The organism is Actinoallomurus iriomotensis (assembly GCF_030269445.1).
Lineage (GTDB): Bacteria > Actinomycetota > Actinomycetes > Streptosporangiales > Streptosporangiaceae > Actinoallomurus > Actinoallomurus iriomotensis.
In genome coordinates this window covers 1,818,609-1,840,242 of sequence record NZ_BSTJ01000001.1, presented here as the reverse complement: position 1 = coordinate 1,840,242, position 21,634 = coordinate 1,818,609, and the positions used below count along the sequence as shown (strand labels likewise).

The following is a 21,634-nucleotide window of genomic DNA, read 5'->3' as shown; positions in this document are numbered from 1 at the left end:
AATGACCGGATGACCGGAAACCCCCCGGCGGAGGGCCGTCCCCTGCGGCGCCGTGTGCTGGTCGCGATCGTCGGCGTCGCCGCGGCGGCGGTCGTGCTGTTCGCGCTCCCGCTCGCGGTGGTGCTCCAGCGGCTGTACCGCGACGAGGCGGTCGTCTCGCTCGAACGCGACGCCACGCGCATCTCGGCCGAGGTTCCCGACTCCATCGCGCGCGACCCCCGGCCGGTGCCGATCGTGACCCGCATGTCCCGGCGCCTGACCGTCGGCGTCTACACCCTGGACGGACGGCGCGTCACCGGCCGCGGGCCCGACTACTCGCCCGTCGCCGGGAACGCGGACGACGGCCACGTCCACGAAGCGGTCGAGCACGGGCTGCTGACGGTGTCCGCGCCGGTGCCCTCCGACGAGTCCATCGTCGCGGTGATCCGGGTCGCGACGCCGTACGACCGCATCTCGGCGCGGGTGGAGCGGGCGTGGCTGCTGATGGCGGCGCTGGCGATCCTCGTGGTCGGGCTGGCGGCCGTGGTGGCGCGGCGGCAGGCGGTGCGCCTCGCCGCGCCGCTCGAACGCCTCACCAGAGACGCGCAGGCCCTGGGCAGCGGCGACTTCTCCATCCGGGCCAGGACGGTCGGCGTACGGGAGGCCGACGCCGCGAGTCGCGCCCTGGAGGCGACCGCCCGGCGGCTCGGCGACGTGCTGGACCGTGAGCGCGCCTTCAGCGCGCACGTCTCCCACCAGCTCCGCACCCCGCTGACCGGCCTGCTCCTCGGGCTGGAGGCGGGACTGGCCGAGGACGATCCGCACGCGGTGATCCGTACCGCCCTGGATCGCGGCGAGCACCTGCAGGAGATCATCGAGGACCTGGTGCGGCTGTCGCGCGGTAGCGCGGGCGACCACGGCGTGCTGGACGTGCGGGCCCTGCTCGATGAGGTCCGGACCCGTACGGACGTGACCGTGCGAGTGCCGGACGAGTTGCCGGAGGTGCGGGCCTCACTCGCGGCCGTACGGCAGATCCTGCGGGTCCTGCTGGACAACGCCGTCACGCACGGCCGGCCGCCGATCACGGTGTCCGCGACCGACCTGGGCTCCGGTCTGGCGATCGACGTCACCGACGACGGCCCGGGGGTGCCCGACGGCGTCGACGTCTTCCGCGCGCCGGCCGACGGGCACGGCATCGGGCTCGCGCTTGCCCGTTCCTTGGCCGAAGCGGAGGGCGGCCGCCTCATCCTGCGACGTTCTTCGCCCCCCACATTTAGCTTGCTTTTGCCTGCGGGTGGATACGGTAGCCGCCATCAGTCACCGTCCTGACCGCTCATCACTCCCCGTCCGCGTCGCGTTCGTACCGGTAGCCGCGCCCGCGGAGAGTCGTGATGGTCGCGTACGACCCGAGCTTCCGGCGGAGGGTGGAGACGTGCACGTCGAGGGTCTTGGTCGGGCCGAACCAGTTCTCGTCCCAGACCTCGTCCATGAGCTGTTCGCGGGTGACCACCTCGCCCGCGCGCGTCACCAGGGCCGCCAGCAGGTCGAACTCCTTCGGCCGCAGGAGCACCTCGGCTCCGGCGGCGTGCACCCGGCGTGCGGGCAGGTCCACGCGGACCTGACCCACCGAGACGACCGAGTCGCCCGGCACCGCGCTCTGCCGGCGCAGGTGGGCGCGGATCCGCGCGACCAGCTCGGTGAGCCGGAACGGCTTGGTGAGGTAGTCGTCGGCTCCGGCGTCGAGGGCGACCACGACCTCGAACTCCTCCGTACGGGCGGTGAGCACGACGATCACGGTCTGCGGCAGGTCGGCGCGCAGCCGGCGGCACAGCTCGACGCCTTCGATGTCCGGCAGCCCGAGATCGAGCAGGATGAGATCCGGCGGATGGGCGAGAGCGTCGGCGACGGAGGCCCGGCCGCTCGTGGCGAGCGCGGCGTCGTAGCCGCTCGCGGAAAGGGCCTTGAGCAACTCGGCCCCGATGACGGAGTCGTCCTCGACGATCAGGATGCGTTCACGCGGCACATCTCAGATCCTAAGGATCCCCCCAAGTCGATCATTCGTTAGCCGGTTACGACGTGTCCGCGGAATGTGTTCATTCTCTTGGAGTTCGAGGGGTTTCCTTCATGACAGACGTCAGCGTGATCGTCATCGTCTACAACGATGCCGATCGGCTGCCGGCCGCCGTGCGCTCCGCGCTCGGCCAGTCTCACCGTGACGTCGAGGTGGTGATAGTCAACGACGCCAGCACCGACGGGACCGCCGCGGTCGCCGACGAGCTGGCGATGGCCGAGGACCGGGTCCGCGTGATCCACCGGGCGGAGAACTCCGGTGGCTGCGGGCAGCCGCGCAACGACGGGATCGCCGCGGCGCGCGGCACGTACCTGATGTTCCTCGACAGCGACGACACGCTCGATCGGCACGCCTGCCGCAACCTGGTCGCCGCCGCCGAGGAGCACGAGGCCGAGCTCGTCTCCGGCTGCTGCTGGCGCGTCTATCCCGACAAGGACGAGGAACGCGTCTGGTACCGCGGCGTCTACCGCGAGCGCGGCGTGTACGCCTCGGTGCGGGAGTACCCCGAGCTGCTCTACGACACCCTGTCCACGAACAAGCTCTACCGGCGCGACTTCCTCGACCGCGAGGGCCTGCGGTTCGTCGAACGCCTGCACTATGAGGACCTGCTGTTCAGCACGCAGGCGTACCTGGCCGCGCGGAAGATCGCCATCATCCCGCACCGCGTCTACAACTGGATGATCTACGAGAAGGCCGAGACCCTCTCGATCACCAACCAGCGGGCCGAGCTGCGGAACTTCTCCGACCGGCTGGAGATCTTCCGGCGCATCGACGCGGTCTATGCGCGGTACGGCGCCGACGATCTCAAGCTGTCCAAGGACGTGAAGTTCCTCAACCACGACCTGCTGCTGTACGTCCGGGGTCTGCGCAGCCGCGACGACGACTACCGCGAGGCGTTCCTCGCCCTGGCCCGCGAGTACATGGCCACGATCGACCCGCGCGCGTACGACGAGGCCCACGAGCTCCAGGCGATCATCGGCTTCATGGTCGCCCAGGGCGACTACGAGGGCGCGGTGAGCGCCGCGGACTACGTCGGCAAGGGCAAGACCGGCAAGCCACGGCTGACCGCGCCGCTGGTCGAGCGCGACGGGCGGATCTACTGGTCCGGCGACCACCTCGACACCGAACAGGGCCGCCGGATCCTCGACGTCACCGAGCTCGGCATCCACTCGCTGCCCCTCAAGTCGCTGAACCCCGGCGGAAGCGTCACCGAGATGGTGCGCGACGGGCGCGTGCTCCGGCTCGCCGGAGACGTCGTCAACCCGCTGGACCGGATCGGCGCCGGCGTCCCGCTCAGCGCACGGCTGGAGTTCCGCGACCGCAGCCGGACCGGCCGGTTCTTCGCCGTGCCGGCCGAGGTGACGCACGCGGACGGGCGGCTGCGCTGGACGGCCGAGGTCCTGCCGGGCCGCGACGTGCGGCCGCTCGGCTTCCTCGACCAGAGCTGGGGCCTGCGCCTGCGGCTCGAGGCCGGCGACGAGGAGCTGTTCATCCGGCTGTTCGCGAACCAGCCGATGGAGATGTCGGTGCCGGTACGGCCGCGCCTGACCCGCCTCGCCGGCGACCACTTCGAGGCGTACATCCCGGAGAACGGGGAGATGGCCTTCCGTCTCGTCGCGTACGGGTGGGCCGGCCGCGTCACGCTCGCGACGCTGCGCAGGTTCGCCGCCACCGGGCGCGGGCGCCGGTGGTGGACCGCGCTGCTGCGCGCCGAACGACGGTGGCGTGACGTCTTCACCCGCCGGAAGACGAAGATCGCCGTCTACAACCGGCTGTTCGTCCGGCTGCCGATCCGGCGCGACACGATCGTGTTCGAGAGCCACCTCGGCAAGCAGTACTCCGACAACCCCAAGTACATCTACGAAGAGCTGCGCAGGTCCGGGGGGAAGCACACCGCGATCTGGTCGTACGCCAAGAGCCCGGCGGGCTTCCCCAAGGACGCGAGGCTCGTGCGCCGCGGGTCCTGGCAGTACTACCTGGCGCTCGCGCGGGCCGGCTACTGGGTGGACAACCAGGGCTTCCCGCAGGACGCCGCGAAACGGCCGCAGACGACCTACATCCAGACCTGGCACGGCTCGGCGTACAAGCGGATGGGGTTCGACGACCCGGAGCTCAAGCGCGGCAGCAAGGCCAGGCGGTCGCGCTTCCAGCGGACGATCGACCGTTACGACGCCTTCCTGATCCGCTCCGAGCACGACGCGCGGACCCTCGCCAAGGGCCTCGGCGTGCGCGCCGAGCTGATCCGCAGCGGCTACCCCCGCAACGACGCCCTGGTGAACGGCGGCGACACGGCCAAGCTGGCCGAACAGCTGAAGCTGACCGGCGACGAGCGCACGGTCGTGCTGTACGCGCCGACGTTCCGCGCCGGGGCGAACGGCAAGGCGCAGAAGAAGTTCGAGATGCCGTTCGACCTGGAGGAGTTCGCCGAGGAGCTCGGCGAGACCCACGTGCTCCTGGTCCGCCCGCACTACCTCAACACCGCGGTCGTGCCGCCGAGCCTGCGCGGCGTGGTCCGCGACGTCGGCGCGGTGCACGACGTCACGTCGCTGCTGCTGCTCTCCGACGCGCTCGTCACCGACTATTCGTCGCTGATGTTCGACTACGCCCTGCTCGATCGCCCCACAGTGTTCTTCGCCCCCGACCTCGAGGACTACGTCCGGTCCCGCGGCACCTACTTCGACCTGCGCAAAGAGGGTCCTGGACCGGTGCTGAGCGAGCCTGACGAGCTGTTCGCCGCGCTCGCCGACCTGCCCGGCCTCACCACCCGGTACGCCAAGAAAAGGCGTGAATTTCTCGAAAAGTACGGGGAATACGACCGGGGTACCGCCGCCAAGCAGGTCGTCGACCGCTTCTTCACGGGGGATTCCAATGCGTGACATCTTCATCGTCTGCAACAACCACGAAGAACTCGGCGGCCTGCAACGATGGGTCCACCACGTCGGCGGGCTGTTCGCCGCCCGCGGTCACCGGGTGCACGTGATCGGCGTGACGCACGCCGCCGAGCCGCACGACTACGGGCGCGACCTGCCGTACGAGCTGAGCGTCCTGCACGACACCCCGCCGCCGTCCCGCAGCGGGGGGCGGCTGCGCGCGATGCGCCGCCGCTCGGTGCAGCGGCGCGGCGCGGCCAGGCTGAGCCGCCTCTTCCGCGCCGCCCGGCCGGGCGGCGTCATCATCGCCGCGCAGGTGTGGGCGATGGAATGGGTCGCGCTCGCCGACACGGCCGGGATGCCGGTCATCGGCATGAGCCACGAGTCCTACCAGGCGACCAAGGCCTCCTCGCGGTACCAGCGGGTGAAACGCCACTTCGCCGACGTGAACCGGTTCCTCGTGCTCAGCACCGAGGACGCCGACTCCTGGGCCCGCGACCACATGTCCAACGCCGACTTCATGCCCAACCCGCTCCACGTCGTCCCGTCCACCCTGCCGGACCTGTCGCGGCCCGTGGTCGAACTGCTCGGCCGCCTGTCCTTCGAGAAGGGGCAGGACATGATGCTGGAGGCGTGGGCGGAGGTGACCCGGAGCTTCCCGAACTGGCGACTGCGCCTGTACGGCTCCGGTCCCGACGAGGAGGTTCTGCGCCACCAGGCGTCGGACCTCGGCGTCGATGAGACGGTGGAGTTCGCCGGGGCGACCGCCGACGTCGAGGGCGCCCTGAACGAAGCGTCGATCTTCGCGCTGTCCTCACGCATGGAGGGCTTCCCGATGTCGGTGATGGAGGCGATGGCCTACGGCCTGCCGACCGTGGCGTTCGACTGCGCGCCGGGCGTCCGCGAACTCATCACGCATGAGTCGGACGGGCTGCTCGTACGGCCGGGAAACACGACGGAGTTCGCCGAACAGCTCGCCCGCCTGATGAGCGACGAGGATCTGCGCGCCAAGCTCGGCCGTCAGGCCCGCACCTCGGTGCGGCGGTTCTCCGCCGACATGGTCACCGACCGCTGGGAGCGCATGTTCGAGCTGGTCGACCGCTGATCAGCCCCAGGGCGCGCGCAGCCGGGGCCGCGGGCGGGTGCGTTCCCACGTGCAGGGGCGGGCCGGCACCGGCTCCTCGGCCGCGCGGATCGCCAGACTCATCAGGCTGATCAGGATGGCGCCCGCCGTGTCGGTGTCGAGCAGCACGGTCACCCAGTCGTCGCCGGGCCGTACGACGACCTGACCGCTGTCGACCAGCACGGTGTCCAGGCGCTCGACGAAGCCGCGGGACAGGCGGAGATCGGCCTCCTCGCCCGTGTGCAGGTGGAGGATCTCGCCGCCGCGGAAGTTGAAGCTCCGCCCGGTGCCGCAGGAGGGGCGACCGGCCGACAGCCCGGGCCAGGTCGCCAGTTGAGCGGCCACTCTCTCGGCCGCGCTGCGGGTCTTCGCTGGGCCCCTCACGGCACCAGCATCCCGTGTCGCGCTGTTTCTTCATAAGAGCCCGCATCCCAATTGTTATGAGCGGACTTGGCCATTTTTCGTCTCCTGGTAACCGCGCCGACGACCGTACGTGGACGGTCGTCCGAAAAGCGGCCCTACGCGGACCGGTACGGTGGATGGGTGATCTCTCGTGGTGACGTGGAGGCGGCCCGGACCCGAATCGACTCGCGGGTGCTGCGGACCCCCGTACTCCGGCTCGACCGGCTGTGGCTGAAGCTCGAACAGCTCCAGCACACCGGTTCGTTCAAGGCGCGCGGCGCCTTCAACCGGGTTCTCGCGGCGGCCGAGACGGACGACCTCCCGGAGGCGGGAGTGATCGCCGCGTCCGGCGGCAACGCGGGCCTGGCCTTCGCGTACGCCGCCCGCGAGCTGGGCGCGCGTGCGGAGGTGTTCGTCCCGGAGACCGCGCCCCCGGTGAAGGTCGCCCGGCTGCGCGCGCTCGGCGCCTCCGTACGCCAGGTCGGCAGCGAGTACGCCGAGGCGTACGAGGCCGCGACGAAGCGCGCGGCCGACACGGGCGCCCTGTTCGGCCACCCGTACGACCAGCCGGAGGTCTGCGCGGGCCAGGGCACACTGGCGCTGGAGCTGGAGGAACAGACGGGCGGCGTCGACACGGTGCTGGTCTCGGTCGGCGGAGGCGGGCTGATGGCCGGCATCGCGGCGGCGCTGGAGGGCCGGTCACGCGTGGTCGCGGTGGAGCCGGAGGCCTGCCCGTCGTTCCACGCCGCACTGGCGGCGGGCCGCCCGGTCGACGCGCCGGTGTCGGGCGTGGCCGCCGACTCCCTGGGCGCCCGCCGCGTGGGCGACATCCCGTACGCGGTCGCCCGCCGCACGGCCGTGGAGTCGATCCTGGTGAGCGACGCCGATGTGATCGCCGCCCGCCGCGCCCTGTGGCAGGACCACCACATCGTGGTCGAGCACGGCACCGCCGCCGCCTACGCCGCCCTCCTGACCGGCGCCTACACCCCGTCCACCGACGAGACCGTCGCCGTCATCTGCTGCGGCGCCAACACCGACCCCGCCGATCTCACCTGACCGTGGTCACGATTGGTCGAAGGCCGTTCACTGTGGGTAGAACTTGATAGCGTGATGATTGCGTAAAGCAGACGAAGGTGGTCTCCGTGGAGGAGAGCTGATGGCGGCGGCGCCTATGCCCGAGATGCCCGCAACACCAAAGAAGCGTCCGTGGTTCGTGCCGCCGGTGGAAGCCTTCACGGCGGAGGATCTCGATCACATTCCGGAATTGCCCCGTCACACAGAGCTAATCGATGGCAGCCTTGTCTTTGGGAGCCCCCAGGCCAACTTCCACACGATGGCGATCTCTCTGCTGGAGACCACGCTTCGCCGGCTCGTCCCCGAGCATCTGCGAGTGCGTCGGGAGATGACCATCACGCTGGGGAAACGTCAACGCCCTGAGCCGGATCTGGTCGTGGTCAGGACCGAGGAGGCCCTCGACACGACGAAGACCAGTTTTCAACCCTCCGACGTCGTGCTCGCGGTCGAGGTGGTCTCGCCGGACTCGGAGGTCAGGGATCGGGAGCGGAAACCGCAGCTCTACGCGGCTGCCGCGATAGCCCACTTTTGGAGGGTGGAGAACACGGAGGGACGGCCGACCATCTACGTGTACGAGTTGGACCCCGCCACTCGGTCGTACTCACTCACCGGCATTCACCACGACCTGCTGAAGCTCACGGTCCCGTTCGACATTGATATCGATCTCACGCAGATGAACCGGATCTAGAGCCAGTCGCGCTTTTTAAAGATGGTGTACAGGGCTACGGCGGTGACGATGAGGATGGCGAGGCTGACCACGAAGCCCCACTGTTTGTCGTAGCCCGGGAACGGGACGTTCTGGCCGTAGAAGCCCGTCACGGCCGTGGGGACCGCGATGACGGCGGCCCAGCCCGTCAGCTTCTTCATCACCTGGTTCAGATGGTTGCCCTGCAGCGCGATGCGGGTCTCCTGCAGGCTCGTGACGACGTCGCGCAGGCTCTCGGTCCACTCCGTGGCGCGCAGCACGTGGTCGTACACGTCCTGGAAGTACGGCGTCATCGGCTCCGGCACCACGTGCAGGTCGCGGCGGAGCAGGGTGTTGACGACCTCGCGCATCGGCAGGACGACGCGCCGCAGCAGGGTCAGGCTCTTGCGCAGGCGGAAACCGCGGTGCTGGGTCTCCCTGGTGGGCACCTCGTCGCCGAACAGGCGCTCCTCCAGGTCGTCGATCGCGCCGTCCAGCGCCTGGACGGCCGCGAAGTGCCCGTCGACGATCAGGTCGATCAGCCCGTGCAGGAGGTACGCCACGCCGTGCTCGGCCAGGTCGGATGAGGAGTCCCACTGCCGGCGCAGCGCGTCGAGGTCGAACTCCTCATCGCCCCGTACGGTCACCAGCGCGCGGTCGGTGATGAACGCCGAGATCTCGTGGGTGGCCAGCTCACCGCTCTCCTCGCTGAGGTGCACGGCGTAGGCGTTGAAGAACAGGTGTCCGTCGTAGCGGTCGAGCTTGGGCCGCTCGTGGTGGCTGAGGGCGTCCTCGACCGCGAGCGGGTCCAGGCCGAACTCCTCGCTGATGAGGTCCAGGCCGCCGTCGTCCGGGTGGCACAGGTCCAGCCACACGACGGTGTCCGGCTCGGCCAGGTAGTCGCTGATCCGGGCGGCGGGGAAGTTCTCCTCCTCGAGCTTCCCGCGGCGCCAGACGCGGGTGCGGGCGTTCAGATCCACGAGTCGAACCACATCCGGCTGTGCCAGGCGTCATAGGGCAGGATCTGGCCGGTGAGGATGGGATACAGGAAGTAGAAGTTGGCCAGCACGAGCAGGACGTACGCTCCGCAGGCGGCCGCACCCATCACACGTCTGATCGGCACCGCGTCGGCCGGGCCGATGAGCATGCCCATGACCAGCACGATCGACAGCACCATGAACGGCAGCATCGGGGTGGCGTAGAACAGGAACATCGTCCGGTGGCCGAGGCCGAAGTAGAACCACGGCAGCCAGCCGGCCAGGAAGCCCGCGACCGCCGCGCCGGCCCGCCAGTCGCGCTGCACCAGCCACCAGCCGGCGATGACCAGCAGGGTGATGATCGAGATCCACCAGATCGCCGGGGTGCCGATGCCGAGGACCTCGCGCGAGCACTTGCTCGCGCCGCAGCCCGACGGCTCGGTGTAGTAGAACGCCACCGGCCGCTTGAGGAACATCCAGTTCCACGGCCAGGACTGGTAGTCGTGCTTGACGGTGAGCGTCGTGTGGAAGTGCCACATCTGCTGGTGGTAGTCCCACAGCCGCGGCATCGCCTGGACGAACGCGGTGATCGGGTTGCCGGACACCCGGCCGCGGCCCCAGCCGCCCGCGTTGAAGATCCAGCCGCTCCACCACGCGAGGTACGTGACGCCGCTCACCACCACGAGCGACACGAACGCCGGCACCGCGTCGAGCAGGAAGCCCCCGGCGTACGGCTGGCGGACCCCGGCGGCGCGCCGTGCGCCGATGTCCCAGATCAGCACCATGATGCCGAACGCCGCGATGTAGTAGATCCCGGTCCACTTGGTGGCCACGGCCGTGCCCAGGCAGAGCCCGGCGGCCAGGCGCCACCAGTGCATGACGAAGGGGCCGAACTCGCTCTCGTTGCCGGTCTCCATCACCTTGGCGGCGAGCGCCGCGCGGGTGCGGTCGCGGTCGATGACCAGGCACGCGAACCCGGCCAGGATCCAGAACATCACGAAGATGTCCAGGATCGCGGTGCGGCTGGTCACCAGCTCCATGCCGTCCAGCGCGAGCAGAAGGCCGGCGGCGGTGCCCAGCAGGGTCGAGCGCGTCATCCGGCGGGCGACCCGGGCCAGGATGAGCACCGACAGCGTGCCGATCAGGGCCGAGGCGAACCGCCAGCCGAAGGGGTTCATGCCGAACATCCACTCGCCGATGGCGATCAGCCACTTACCGGCGGGCGGGTGGGCGACGAAGCTGCCGCCGGTGCCCCAGATGTTGAGGTTCGGCGGATGCTGGAGGAGCAGGCTGTCGGCGTTCTTGACGGTGTTGTGCTCGTACCCGAACTTCAGCAGCGCGTACGCGTCTTTGGCGTAGTAGGTCTCGTCGAAGATCACCGCACGGGGCTTGCCGAGGTCGTAGAACCGCAGCACGCCGGCGAACAGCGTCACGAGCAGCGGGCCGAGCCAGCCCATCAGTCTGCTGCCCGGAATCGCCGGCGCCAGCCACTGGCGCAACGATGGCGGGCGTCCGTCGCTCTGGGACCGAGGAGCTGGTTCGAGTCCTGTCATCGCCACCACCCCGACATCGTACGGGGGGATACCGGGCCGATTGTGCACTTCGGACTGCCTGCCCTCACGAGATCGTGACGGCGCGGCGATCGCCGAGGTGCGGGACGGTGACGCCGGGGTCGAAGATGGGTGCTGTGGGAACATCTGGGACGCTGACGCTGGCCGCCGCGCCGATCGGCCGCGCGGAGGACGCATCCGAACGCCTTCGCGGCGCGCTGGGCGCGGCCGACATCATCGCCGCGGAGGACACTCGCCGCCTGCGGCGCCTCACCGCCGACCTGGGCGTCACCACCGACGCGCGGATCGTGTCGTACTACGACGCGAACGAACGCGCCCGCGCCGCCGAGCTGGTCGAGGAGCTGCGCGAGGGTCGCGACGTGCTGGTCATCACCGACGCCGGGCTGCCGGGCGTCTCCGACCCGGGCTACCGGCTCGTCACCGCCGCGATCGAGGCCGAGGTGCCGGTCACCGTTCTGCCCGGGCCGTCCGCGGTGACCACCGCGCTGGTCATCTCCGGGCTGCCCAGCGACCGCTTCTGCTTCGAGGGCTTCCTGCCGCGCAAGGCGGGGGAGCGCGCGTCGCGGCTGGCCGCGCTTGCCGGGGAGCCGCGCACGATGGTCTTCTTCGAGGCGCCGCACCGGCTGACCGCCGCGCTGGAGGCGATGGCGGGCGCGCTCGGCGCCGACCGGCCCGCCGCCGTGTGCCGCGAGCTGACCAAGACGTACGAGGAGGTGCGTCGCGGGCCGCTCGGCGAGCTGGCCGCGTGGTCCTCGGGCGGCGTGCGCGGTGAGATCACGATCGTCGTCGGAGGCGCGCCGGAGCGCTCCGGACCGGCTGACCTGGACGCGCTCGCCGACGAGGTCGAGCGGCGCGTCACCGATGGCGCGGCCAGAAAAGACGCGATTGGCGAGGTTGCACGAGAACATCGTGTACCGAAAAGGGAGCTTTATGACGCGGTTATTGCACGAAAAACCAGGTGATGACGATTATTTGACGTAAGCTTTAAGCAGCTCAGGGCCCCTCAAACGACGCTTAATGGGGAAAACTCGTGGCGGGACGCAATCCGATGGTTTCGCCCGGGGGTGACGGGAAATGCACGAATCCATGATCTCGCAGGAGACGTGGAAGTACGAGTGCCTCGGCTGCCTGCACGAGTGGCAGAAGGAGTTCGAGGTCGGACGCTCCTCGGACGGTCACGGTGGTGAGGTCGTCGTCTACCACCACCTGAGCCAGCGCTGCACCTGTCCATGGGCGGAGCCGGTGTGCCCGTCCTGCGGCGGCTACGACGTGAAGATCCTCCCCACCGGGTGGAGCGTCGTCGCGCCGATCCCCCGCCAGCGGCACACCGAGCTGGAGATGATCTTCCGGCTCCGCCGGCTCCACGCCTACTGACGGCCGGCTCAGGACGCGGTGACCGCGTCCTGGGCGGCCGGCTTCCCCGGCTCCTCCGGTTCGCCGGAGGAGCCGTCGGCGTTTCCGGACGTCTGCTCCGGCGCGCTCCCGCGCCACCACAGGAGCCGCCTCAGCTTCTCGCGCGGCTCGCGGGAGAAGGTGATCGCGGCGGCGAGGCAGGCGAACGGCACCGTCGGCAGTACGTAGCGGTAGTCGAACTCGGCGGTGGCCGGTGGCACGAGCAGCAGCCCGGTCGCGAGGATCCAGGGCAGGAACGCCTGGCCGCCCCACCGTCGCCACAGCGGGATCAGCCCGGCCAGGCCGACGATGAGGATGCCGCCGAGCAGCGTGCCGGGCAGGTGCGCCACGTCCTGGTAGGTGCGGATGCCCGTGGCGTACGGCGTGATGATCCGGGTACGCGCGTTGCCGTCCTCGTACTTGTGCGCCTCCGACGCGGCCGTCTGGTCGCGGCTCATCCGCCAGTTCGGCAGGGCCGCGGACTTCTTGCCGAACTCGTACATCTGGTAGGTGGCCTTGTCCGGGAAGACCGTCCGGTGCCACTTGAAGGTGTAGAGGAAGTCCTTCAGCACGACCACGGCGTAGTCGAACGGCTGGGCCATGATGGCGCGCTTGGCGAAGTCGCCGGCGAGCTGGTTCTGGTAGTTGGTGAACTTGGCGGCCGGCACCCGGTGGAACGGGGAGTTGCGGTCCCAGATGGCGTCCTGGGAGAAGGTCAGCGGCGTGTGGGAGGTCCGGCTGTCCTTGCAGAGCGGGTACTCCGAGACCGGCGGCTTGATCTTGTTGCAGTCGGCGAACTCCGTGACCCGCGCGTACAGGAAGACGCCGCTGCTGGTCGTCATGCCCGGCTTGCCGTACCAGGCCCAGAACCAGCCCGCGTACGCGCCGAGCGGCAGCGCGCACAGCGCGATCGTCGCGACGAAGACGCGCCAGTTGAAGCGGCGCATCAGGAGGTACACGACGATCGCGACCAGCACCGGCTCGCCGACCGTGCGCGTCAGCGTGGCGAGGCCGACCAGCAGGCCGACGACTCCCGCGGCCTTCCAGGTGAGCGACTTGCCGTACCAGAGCACGATCGTCACCGCGCAGACGAGCAGGAACTCGAACGTGATGTCGGACAGGATCAGGTGCTCGAGCTGGATCTGGTAGCCGTCGTACAGCAGTGGCACGGTCGCCAGGGACGCGCCCCAGCTCGGCAGGCCGAACCTCCGGCGCAGCAGCGCGTAGATCATGACCGCGCCGGCCAGCCCCATCAGGTGCTGGAGCCCGGCCACCGCGGCGAAGCTGTGGAACGGCTTCAGCGCCCACAGCAGGAACGAGTAGCCGTCCGGCCGGATCGGGTGCGGGTACGGGGACATCGCGACGTGCAGGTAGTCGAACGAGTCGTTGAACCACGACGCGGGCCGGTAGCCGAGCATGGCGAGCGCCCGCAGGAAGGCACCGCCCGCGAGCACGACGGTGAACGTCTTGTGACGCCGCACGAGCGAGAGGAGGAACGGGAGCACGCCCAATGAGATGAACCCGACACGGCGGACGCGCCCTTTCTCCGCCGGGCGCTCCTCGTCCGTGCCGACTTCCACCGCTTTGACCTGCGGCTTTACATCCGCGGACGCGTCAGATGACGTGTCAGGCGGCGCGCCCGTTACGGCGGATTCCCCGCTCTGTTCTCCCGCGGTAGTCAAGTCGGACCGACCTCTCTGGACAGCACAGCCCTTATCCTGTATCCCCAGCCTGCCGTCAGCCGGGTGCTTCTTGCGAAGTCAAAGGTTGCGGCTTTACGACACGCGGCCGCTCGCTGGCGGGCATCATGGGTAACACACGCCACTTGTCGGAACAATGACGAGGTTAGTCGAAACCCCCGAAGCATGGTCGCAGAGGGGTAATGGAGGACACGACGTGGAACTCTCCGTGGTGATGCCTTGCCTGAACGAGGCGGAGACCGTAGAGACATGCGTGCGGAAGGCCCTCGGATTCTTCGCTGAGCACGGCGTCGACGGTGAGGTCATCATCGCCGACAACGGCAGCACCGACGGGAGCCAGCAGCTCGCCCGCGACGCGGGCGCCCGCGTCGTGCCGGTGACCTCCAAGGGCTACGGCAACGCGCTGATGGGCGGTATCCGGGCGGCTCGGGGCACGTACGTGGTCATGGGCGACGCCGACGACTCCTACGACTTCACCTCGCTGATGCCGTTCCTCACCGAGCTGCGGGACGGCGCCGACCTGGTCATGGGCAACCGCTTCAAGGGCGGCATCGCGCCCGGCGCCATGCCGCCGCTGCACCGGTACCTGGGCAACCCGGTGCTCAGCTTCGTCGGCCGGCTGTTCTTCCGCAGCAAGATCGGCGACTTCCACTGCGGGCTGCGCGGGTTCCGCCGGGACTCGATCCTGCGGCTCGGCCTGCAGACCGGCGGCATGGAGTTCGCCAGCGAGATGGTGGTCCGCTGCACCCTCGCCAAGTACGACATCCGCGAGGTCCCCACCACACTCTCGCCCGACGGCCGCTCCCGCGCCCCGCACCTGAGCACCTGGCGCGACGGCTGGCGACACCTGCGCTTCCTCATGCTCTACAGCCCCCGCTGGCTGTTCCTCATCCCCGGCCTGCTGCTGATGACCCTCGGACTGATCGGCGGCATCGCCCTGTCCGTCGGCCCGATCCACGTCGGCGACATCGCCTTCGACGTCGACACCCTCGTCGGGGCGTCCGCGATGCTGGTGATCGGCTTCCAGGCGGTGCTGTTCGCGCTGCTGACCAAGGTCTATGCCATGGAGGAGGGTTTCCTTCCCCATGACCGGCGGGTGCAGCGCATCGTCCACTCCTGGAGCCTCGAACGCGGCCTCGTCGTCGGCGGCCTGCTCGCGCTCGCCGGTCTCGTCGGGCTGGTGGCCTCGCTCGTGCACTGGCAGGGCCACAGCTTCGGCCAGCTCGACCCGCGCGACTCGCTCCGCATCGTCGTGCCGGCCGCCACCGCGCTCATCATGAGCTTCCAGATGATCTTTGCGTCGCTGTTCGTCAGCATCCTGGGGATCCGCCGCCGCTCCCACCCGCCGGTCACCGACCCGGCGGAGGAGGCCGCGGACGTCGTGGACGCCGCGGTCGTCAAGGTCGCGGGCGAGGCGAAGACCCTCAAGCTCAAGGAGATCGACGTGCCCGCGGCCGAGGACACCTCCGACGAGGAGGGCGTGGCCGAGGAGAGCAAGGACAAGGACACGGCCGAGACCTCCTGACGACCGTTCACGAGAAGGGCCCCGGCACCACGCCGGGGCCCTTTTCTCATGCGCGCGTCGGTCCGGTGTAATCGCCGTTCCCGTCCGGGGGAGTACTTCCCGTCAGCCGCCGACCGACCCCGGAGGACGCAGGCGTGAAGGACCCCGCCGACCGATTCACGGCCCTGTACGACCGGCACTACCGGAACGTGCTCGGCTACGCCCTGCTGCGCGCCGGGCAGGACGCCGCGGAGGACGTGGCCAGTGAGACCTTCCTGGTCGCCTGGCGGCGGTTGGGCGACCTGCCCGACCCGCCTCTGCCGTGGCTGCTCGGCGTGGCGCGGAACCTGCTGCACAAGCAGTACGACTCCGGCCGCCGCCGGCAGGCGCTCGCCGACCGGATCGCCGCGGCCACCACGGCGGACGACCTGGCAGGCCCTGACGTGGCCCAGGGCGTCGTGGACCGCGCCGCCGTCCGGGCCGCGCTGACGGCGCTGGGGGAACGGGACATCGAGGTGATCGTCCTGGCCACCTGGTACGACCTGGCGCCGCGCGACGCCGCACGCGTCATCGGCTGCTCCGCCGCGGCCTTCGCCGTGCGGCTGCACCGCGCCCGCAAGCGCCTCGCCCGCGCCCTGCGCACCCCGCCGGCCGCTCCGGTCCGTACGGCACTGATCCAGGAGAGGGCCCGATGAACCCCGATGAGACCGGCCACGACGCAGGAGCCGAGATGACCTTCACCGACCCGATGACGACGCTCGCGGACCACGTCGGCACGCTGGCCGAGGACGGCTACCGGCGCCGCCGCGCCGCGGACCTGGCCCGCATCGCCGCCGCCGGGCGCGCACCGGCCCGGGCCGACCGCCCGATCCTTCCCGCGCGACACCGCCGCGTCCGGCCCATCCTGGCGGGCGTGGCCGTGGCCGCCGCCGCGGCCGTGGCCGCCGGTGTCCTCGCCGTGCCGGACGACACGCCCGGGCCCGGCAGGGCCACGCCGTCCGCCTCCACGCCGCGGACCCTGGACGCCCGATCGGTCCTGCTGGCCGGCGCCGAGTACGCCGCGAAGCAGCCGGCGACCGCGCACGGGGCCTACTGGTACTCCCAGATCCGCGAGGTGGAGCGGGCCCGGCAGCCCGGAAAGGGCGTCAAGACCCACGGCACGAGCGCCAACGGGGCGCCGAGGAGCGGACCCTACTTCCCCTTCCACGCGTACGTCAGCATCACCTGGGAGAACTGGGACCCGTACCAGCAGGGCCGGCCCTCGCGGATGGTGGACCGGGACATCCGTAGCGGTTTCGCCACCCCGGCGGACAAGGCCGCCTGGCAGCGGGCGGGGTCACCGTCGCTGACCGACATGAAGCCCTTCTCCGCCGACTCCCACACGGACGACGACCCCTACCTCGAGCTGGGGCCCAAGGGCACGACAATGGCCGGCCTGGCGAAACTGCCCACGACCGCCGCGGGACTGCGGCGCATGGTCCTGGCGGACCGGAACCGCAGGATCGCGCAACTGGCGAAGTACCACGCGCAGTACCAGGAACTCTCGATCATCGAGGACATACTGGACGCCGGCATCGCGATCATCAACGCGCCCGCGCCACCCAAGGTCCGCGCGGCGGCGTACCGCATGCTCGCCACCCAGAAGGGCATCCGCGACATCGGCTCGGCCCGCGACGGGCTCGGCCGGTCCGGCGCGGCGCTGGCCGTCCGCATCGAGGCACACACGATGCACGGCCTCCAGCGGAACGAGGAGCATCTGATCATCGAGCCCGGATCGGCGCGGATCCTGGCGCGCGAGTACTACCCGATCGGCGCGGACGGCGCGGTCGCGAGCGAGCCCGACCACTCCACGCTGATGATCACCGACGGCTGGACCGACCGCATCGGCGTGCCCGCCCACGGCTGATCCGCCGGCACCGGCATAGCGACGTTCCCTCGGAAGCGTCGAAAAGGGGGAACCGGACGAGGCGGACCGGCGGAGTACGGGTGTGGGCACAGCGAGCATGAACGGTGGTCTCGATGTTGAAGAATCTGTTGGAGCAGATCGCGATACTCCTCGGTCCCGACCCGGGCCTGCACTCGGGGGACGACAGCCACGCGTTCGCCGACGAGGACGGCGAGGAGGAATGGTGAACCCGTCGTTCACGATGGACGACGTGCGGACCCGCACGTACAAGGCCCGCGACGCGTGGTGGACCGTCTTCCTGGTCGATCCCCTGGCCGGGCGCCTCGTCCGGTTCACCGCGAACCGCACGTCGCTGACCCCCAACGGCCTGTCGTGCGGGGCTCTGGTGCTCGGGCTCGGCGCGGCCTGGTGCTTCTGGGCGGCCGGCTGGAAGTGGCTCGTCGCCGGCGCCGTCCTGTACCACCTGAGCTTCGTCCTCGACTGCATGGACGGCAAGATCGCGCGGCTGAAGGGGACCGGCTCGGTCTTCGGGAGCTGGCTCGACTACGTCTTCGACCGAGTGCGGGTGCTGATCTGTGCCCTGGCGCTGACGGCCGGCCAGTACGAGGCCACCGGCCGGCCGGTCTACCTGGCGCTCGGCGTGGCGATCGTCTTCCTCGACATGCTCCGCTACCTGGACGCGCTGAAGGTGGCCGCCGCGCGCCGGGAGATGCGCTCGCGCCTGCGGTCGGCGCGCGGTGCCGAGGGTGAGGACCGGTTCGTCGATCGGTTGCTGCCCGTCGATTCGGACGAGGCGACCGGCGAGGTGGGAACGCCGGCCCCGCAGGCCATCGACCTCCAGCAGGGCTTCCGCGCGCGGTTCTCCTGGTATCCGCGGGTCCGCGACTGGCTGGCCCGGCACCGGATCAGAGCACACCTGGTCAGCGGGATCGAGTTCCAGATGGCCGTCTTCATCGTCGGCCCGCTGTGCCAGGCGATCATTCCGGTGACGGTCGTGGCGGGCCTGCTGATGCTGGTCTTCGACGTGGCGATCGTCTACAAACTCTGGCTGTCGACGCGGGACTTCGCCCACGCGATGGCCCAGGCCGACGCGGACCGCGTCGCGGCGTGAACCGGCGTGCCGGGCGGGGCGGATCGGATATCGGCGTGAGGCATCGCGGGACGACCTCTAGTCTTAGGGGCATGTCCAGCCGTCACATCCTGACCGCGCCCGCCTGGCCGTACGCCAACGGGCCCCGCCACATCGGGCACGTCTCCGGCTTCGCGCTGCCCTGCGACATGTTCAGCCGCTTCCAGCGGATGGCGGGCAACAAGGTCCTGATGGTCAGCGGCACCGACGAGCACGGCACGCCGATCCAGGTCCAGGCCGACAAGGAGGGCGTGACCGCACGGGAGCTCGCCGACCGCTACAACAAGGTGATCGGCCAGGACCTCCACGGGCTGGGCATGTCCTATGACCTGTTCACCCGGACGACGACGCGTAACCACTACGCCGTCGCCCAGGAGATCTTCAAGGGCCTCCACGCCAACGGCTACGTCTTCGAGAAGACGACGATGGGCGCGATCTCCCCGTCCACCGGCCGTACCCTCCCGGACCGCTACATCGAGGGCACCTGCCCGATCTGCGGCTACGACGGGGCGCGCGGCGACCAGTGCGACAACTGCGGCAACCAGCTCGACCCGATCGACCTGATCAACCCCCGCAGCCGCATCAACGGCGAAAAGCCGGAGTTCGTGGAGACCGAGCACTTCTTCCTCGACCTGCCCGCGTTCTCCGAGACCCTCGGGTCGTGGCTGCAGAGCAAAGAGGGGCTCTGGCGGCCGAACGTCTACAAGTTCACCCGCAACCTCCTCGACGACATGCAGCCCCGCCCGATCAGCCGCGACCTCGACTGGGGCGTGCCGGTGCCGCTGCCGGGCTGGATCGACCGGCCCGACAAGCGGCTGTACGTCTGGTTCGACGCGGTGATCGGCTACCTTTCGGCCTCGGTCGAGTGGGCCCGGCGCTCCGGCGACGCGGACGCCTGGCGCGCGTGGTGGCAGAGCCCCGACGCCCGGTCGTACTACTTCATGGGCAAGGACAACATCGTCTTCCACTCCGAGATCTGGCCGGCGATGCTGCTGGGCTACAACGGCGAGGGCGACAAGGGCGGGCAGCCCGGCTCGCTCGGCCGGCTCAACCTGCCGTCCGAGGTGGTCTCCTCGGAGTTCCTGACGATGGAGGGGCGCAAGTTCTCCTCCTCGCGGCAGGTCGTGATCTACGTGCGTGACTTCCTCGAGCGCTACGACGTCGACGCCCTGCGCTACTACATCGCGGTGGCCGGCCCGGAGAACCAGGACACCGACTTCACCTGGTCGGAGTTCGTCCGGCGCAACAACGACGAGCTCGTCGCCGCGTGGGGCAACCTGGTCAACCGCTCGGTCTCGTTCGCGGCCAAGAACATCGGTGAGATCCCGGCGGCCGGCGAGCTGACCGAGGCCGACCGCGCCATCCTGCAGCGTTCGCGGGCGGCGTTCGACGCGGTGGGCGCGGAGCTGGCCCGGTCGCGGTTCAAGAACGCCGTCGGCGAGACCATGCGCACCGTGGCGGAGGCCAACAAGTACCTGTCCGAGCAGGCGCCCTGGAAGCTCCGCAGCGAGGACCCGGAGCGGATGAAGACCATCCTCCACGTCGCGCTGCAGCTCGTGGACGACGCCAAGTCGCTGCTGACGCCGTTCCTGCCGAAGTCCTCGGACAAGGTGTACAAGATGCTCGGCGGCGAGGGCGACTGGAGCGGCATGCCGGAGCTGCGCGACGTCGACGAGGACGGCGGGCCGGGCTACCAGGTGCTGACCGGCACGTACGAGACGGCCGCCGCGCGCTGGGAGTCCCGGCCGATCACGCCCGGCGTCCCGCTGGCGCCGCCGAAGCCGCTCTTCACCAAGCTGGACCCCTCGGTCGTCGACGAGGAGCTGGCCCGACTTGAGCAGTCGTGAGTCGCGGGAGGCGGCCCCGCCGCCTCCCGAGCCGCTGCCGGCCGACGTGTTCGACAGCCACTGCCATCTCGACATCCTCAAGACGCCCGTGCCGGAGGTGCTCGCCGCGGCCCGGTCGGTGGGCATCCGCCGGGCCGTGACCGTGGGGTACGACCTGGCGTCGTCGCGGTGGTGCGCCGAGGCCGCCGCCACCCGCGACGACGTCTACGCGGCCGTGGCGATCCACCCCAACGACGCGGGCGACGCGACCGACGAGGTGCTCGAGGAGATCGCCTCGCTCGCCGCGCTGCCGCACGTCCGCGCGGTCGGCGAGACCGGGCTCGACTACTACCGCGACTGGGCCGACCAGGGTGACCAGCACCGGTCCTTCCGCGCGCACATCGACATCGCCAAGCGCACCGGCACGGCGCTGGTCATCCACGACCGCGATGCCCACGACGACGTCCTGCGCATCCTCGCCGAGGAGGGCCCGCCGGAGCAGGTCGTCTTCCACTGCTTCTCCGGCGACCGGGAGATGGCCAAGGTCTGCGCCGACCGGGGCTACGTCATGAGCTTCGCCGGCAACGTCACCTTCAAGAACGCCGGTGACCTGCGCGAGGCCGCGGAGGTCGCGCCGCCGGACCTGCTGTTGGTGGAGACCGACGCGCCGTACCTCACGCCGGTGCCGTACCGGGGCCGCCCGAACGCCCCGTACCTCGTGCCGCTGACCGCCCGCTGCCTCGCCGAGGTCAAGGGCATGGACCTGGGCGAGCTGTGCGAGACGATCAGCCGCAACGGGGAGCGCGTCTTCGGCGCCTGGTGACGCCCGGGGCCTGTCGTCTCCGGCGTACGGAGGCGAGGGCGAGCACGCCGGCGAGGACGGCGGCCACTCCGAATCGGGTGGCCGCGCCGATGTCGGCGCCGGTGAAGGGCAGCAGGCCGTGGTGTGCGGCCGGACGCCGCCGTGGCCCGGCGCTCTCGGTCCTCGGCCGTACGCGAGACGGGCGGAGCCCGCCGTGCGACTCGTGGCGTCCGCCGTACGACCCGTTCTCCCCGTGCCGGGTGAGGTGGCCGCCGGACTCCTTCTCGCCGATATCGACGGAGGTGTCGTCGTCCGACGCGGCGGCGGCACCCGTGCCCGGCCCGCCCGGTATCGGGCCGCCGCCGACCGCGCCCGCGTCCGGGTCGGCCGGTGCCGGATCAGGCGGTGGCGGGTCCGGCGGCAGCACGCGGAAGGTCACCGAGGTGGATCCGGCCGAGGCCGGATCCGGGTCGCTCCGCCCCGGCCGTACCGACGTGATCGTCCGGTGGCCGTGCACGGGACCGGTCACCGCGTGCGCGACCGCCGCGTACGGGACCGGGCCCAGCGTCACCGCGGCGCCGACGCCGAGGAGCATCGTCAGCCGACGGTGCCGCATGGTTCCA

General features: G+C 70.4%; 19 protein-coding genes. 13 read left to right on the top strand and 6 right to left on the bottom strand.

Annotated elements, in window-relative coordinates; all coding sequences use genetic code 11:
* Positions 1-9: 9 nt before the first annotated feature.
* Entirely contained in the window at positions 10-1,308 is a 1,299-nt protein-coding gene (locus QSK37_RS08760) for a sensor histidine kinase (RefSeq protein ID WP_285618811.1), read from the top strand.
* 7 nt (positions 1,309-1,315) lie between these two features.
* Here the strand turns inward: QSK37_RS08760 and QSK37_RS08755 are convergent, their stop codons facing one another.
* On the bottom strand, positions 1,316-1,984 hold the full coding sequence (locus tag QSK37_RS08755) for a response regulator transcription factor (RefSeq protein WP_432705546.1): 669 nt from the start codon (positions 1,982-1,984) through the stop codon (positions 1,316-1,318).
* A 119-nt stretch (positions 1,985-2,103) separates the two neighbouring features.
* Between QSK37_RS08755 and QSK37_RS08750 the strand changes: the two genes are divergently transcribed.
* Both QSK37_RS08750 and QSK37_RS08745 read left to right on the top strand, forming a co-directional pair.
* Positions 2,104-4,926, top strand: a complete 2,823-nt coding sequence (locus QSK37_RS08750) for a bifunctional glycosyltransferase/CDP-glycerol:glycerophosphate glycerophosphotransferase (RefSeq protein ID WP_285568865.1) — start codon at positions 2,104-2,106, stop codon at positions 4,924-4,926.
* The gene (locus QSK37_RS08745) at positions 4,919-6,025 is read left to right on the top strand and encodes a glycosyltransferase (protein WP_285568868.1); all 1,107 of its coding nucleotides are present in this window, start codon (positions 4,919-4,921) and stop codon (positions 6,023-6,025) included. The genes QSK37_RS08750 and QSK37_RS08745 overlap by 8 nt, the downstream gene beginning before the upstream one ends.
* Here QSK37_RS08745 and QSK37_RS08740 read toward each other — a convergent pair whose 3' ends face one another.
* Positions 6,026-6,427 carry a luciferase domain-containing protein gene (locus tag QSK37_RS08740; RefSeq protein WP_285618809.1) on the bottom strand — a complete coding sequence of 134 codons (402 nt, stop codon included), beginning with the start codon at positions 6,425-6,427 and terminating at the stop codon, positions 6,026-6,028. It lies immediately after the preceding gene.
* A gap of 159 nt (positions 6,428-6,586) precedes the next feature.
* On the opposite strand from QSK37_RS08740, the gene QSK37_RS08735 reads away from it, so the two are divergent.
* Together QSK37_RS08735 and QSK37_RS08730 are read left to right on the top strand one after the other, a co-directional pair.
* Entirely contained in the window at positions 6,587-7,501 is a 915-nt protein-coding gene (locus QSK37_RS08735; protein WP_285618807.1) for a threonine/serine dehydratase, read from the top strand.
* 100 nt (positions 7,502-7,601) lie between these two features.
* A complete protein-coding gene (locus QSK37_RS08730) occupies positions 7,602-8,207 on the top strand; it encodes a Uma2 family endonuclease (protein ID WP_285618806.1) in 606 nt (201 codons plus the stop codon).
* Here the strand turns inward: QSK37_RS08730 and QSK37_RS08725 are convergent.
* Positions 8,204-9,184, bottom strand: a complete 981-nt coding sequence (locus QSK37_RS08725) for a magnesium transporter CorA family protein (RefSeq protein WP_285618805.1) — start codon at positions 9,182-9,184, stop codon at positions 8,204-8,206. The genes QSK37_RS08730 and QSK37_RS08725 overlap by 4 nt on opposite strands.
* Positions 9,175-10,680 (bottom strand): dolichyl-phosphate-mannose--protein mannosyltransferase, encoded by a 1,506-nt coding sequence (locus tag QSK37_RS08720; RefSeq protein WP_349497948.1) that lies wholly within the window; start codon positions 10,678-10,680, stop codon positions 9,175-9,177. Before QSK37_RS08720 ends, QSK37_RS08725 begins: the two co-directional genes overlap by 10 nt.
* 179 nt (positions 10,681-10,859) lie before the next feature.
* Between QSK37_RS08720 and rsmI the strand changes: the two genes are divergently transcribed.
* Positions 10,860-11,714 (top strand): 16S rRNA (cytidine(1402)-2'-O)-methyltransferase, encoded by an 855-nt coding sequence (gene rsmI / locus QSK37_RS08715; protein WP_432705537.1) that lies wholly within the window; start codon positions 10,860-10,862, stop codon positions 11,712-11,714.
* 112 nt (positions 11,715-11,826) lie between these two features.
* Positions 11,827-12,126 (top strand): hypothetical protein, encoded by a 300-nt coding sequence (locus QSK37_RS08710; RefSeq protein WP_285568882.1) that lies wholly within the window; start codon positions 11,827-11,829, stop codon positions 12,124-12,126.
* Positions 12,127-12,134: 8 nt separating this feature from the next.
* On the opposite strand, the gene QSK37_RS08705 is transcribed toward QSK37_RS08710, so the two are convergent.
* Positions 12,135-13,724, bottom strand: a complete 1,590-nt coding sequence (locus QSK37_RS08705; RefSeq protein WP_285618800.1) for a glycosyltransferase family protein — start codon at positions 13,722-13,724, stop codon at positions 12,135-12,137.
* A gap of 373 nt (positions 13,725-14,097) precedes the next feature.
* Between QSK37_RS08705 and QSK37_RS08700 the strand changes: the two genes are divergently transcribed.
* The 6 genes from QSK37_RS08700 to QSK37_RS08675 all read left to right on the top strand — a co-directional run bounded on the left by QSK37_RS08700 (position 14,098) and on the right by QSK37_RS08675 (position 21,032).
* Positions 14,098-15,369 carry a glycosyltransferase family 2 protein gene (locus tag QSK37_RS08700; protein ID WP_432705536.1) on the top strand — a complete coding sequence of 424 codons (1,272 nt, stop codon included), beginning with the start codon at positions 14,098-14,100 and terminating at the stop codon, positions 15,367-15,369.
* A 134-nt stretch (positions 15,370-15,503) separates the two neighbouring features.
* Positions 15,504-16,043, top strand: coding sequence for an RNA polymerase sigma factor (locus tag QSK37_RS08695; protein ID WP_285618798.1), 540 nt, complete (start codon positions 15,504-15,506; stop codon positions 16,041-16,043).
* Positions 16,040-17,254, top strand: coding sequence for a hypothetical protein (locus QSK37_RS08690; RefSeq protein WP_285618797.1), 1,215 nt, complete (start codon positions 16,040-16,042; stop codon positions 17,252-17,254). Before QSK37_RS08695 ends, QSK37_RS08690 begins: the two co-directional genes overlap by 4 nt.
* Positions 17,255-17,477: 223 nt before the next feature.
* The gene (locus QSK37_RS08685; RefSeq protein WP_432705535.1) at positions 17,478-18,365 is read left to right on the top strand and encodes a CDP-alcohol phosphatidyltransferase family protein; all 888 of its coding nucleotides are present in this window, start codon (positions 17,478-17,480) and stop codon (positions 18,363-18,365) included.
* Between the two features lie 71 nt (positions 18,366-18,436).
* The gene (gene metG / locus QSK37_RS08680) at positions 18,437-20,230 is read left to right on the top strand and encodes a methionine--tRNA ligase (protein WP_285618795.1); all 1,794 of its coding nucleotides are present in this window, start codon (positions 18,437-18,439) and stop codon (positions 20,228-20,230) included.
* A complete protein-coding gene (locus QSK37_RS08675) occupies positions 20,217-21,032 on the top strand; it encodes a TatD family hydrolase (protein WP_285618793.1) in 816 nt (271 codons plus the stop codon). Before metG ends, QSK37_RS08675 begins: the two co-directional genes overlap by 14 nt.
* Here the strand turns inward: QSK37_RS08675 and QSK37_RS08670 are convergent.
* Positions 20,995-21,627, bottom strand: a complete 633-nt coding sequence (locus QSK37_RS08670) for a hypothetical protein (RefSeq protein ID WP_285618792.1) — start codon at positions 21,625-21,627, stop codon at positions 20,995-20,997. The genes QSK37_RS08675 and QSK37_RS08670 overlap by 38 nt on opposite strands.
* Positions 21,628-21,634: the final 7 nt, after the last annotated feature.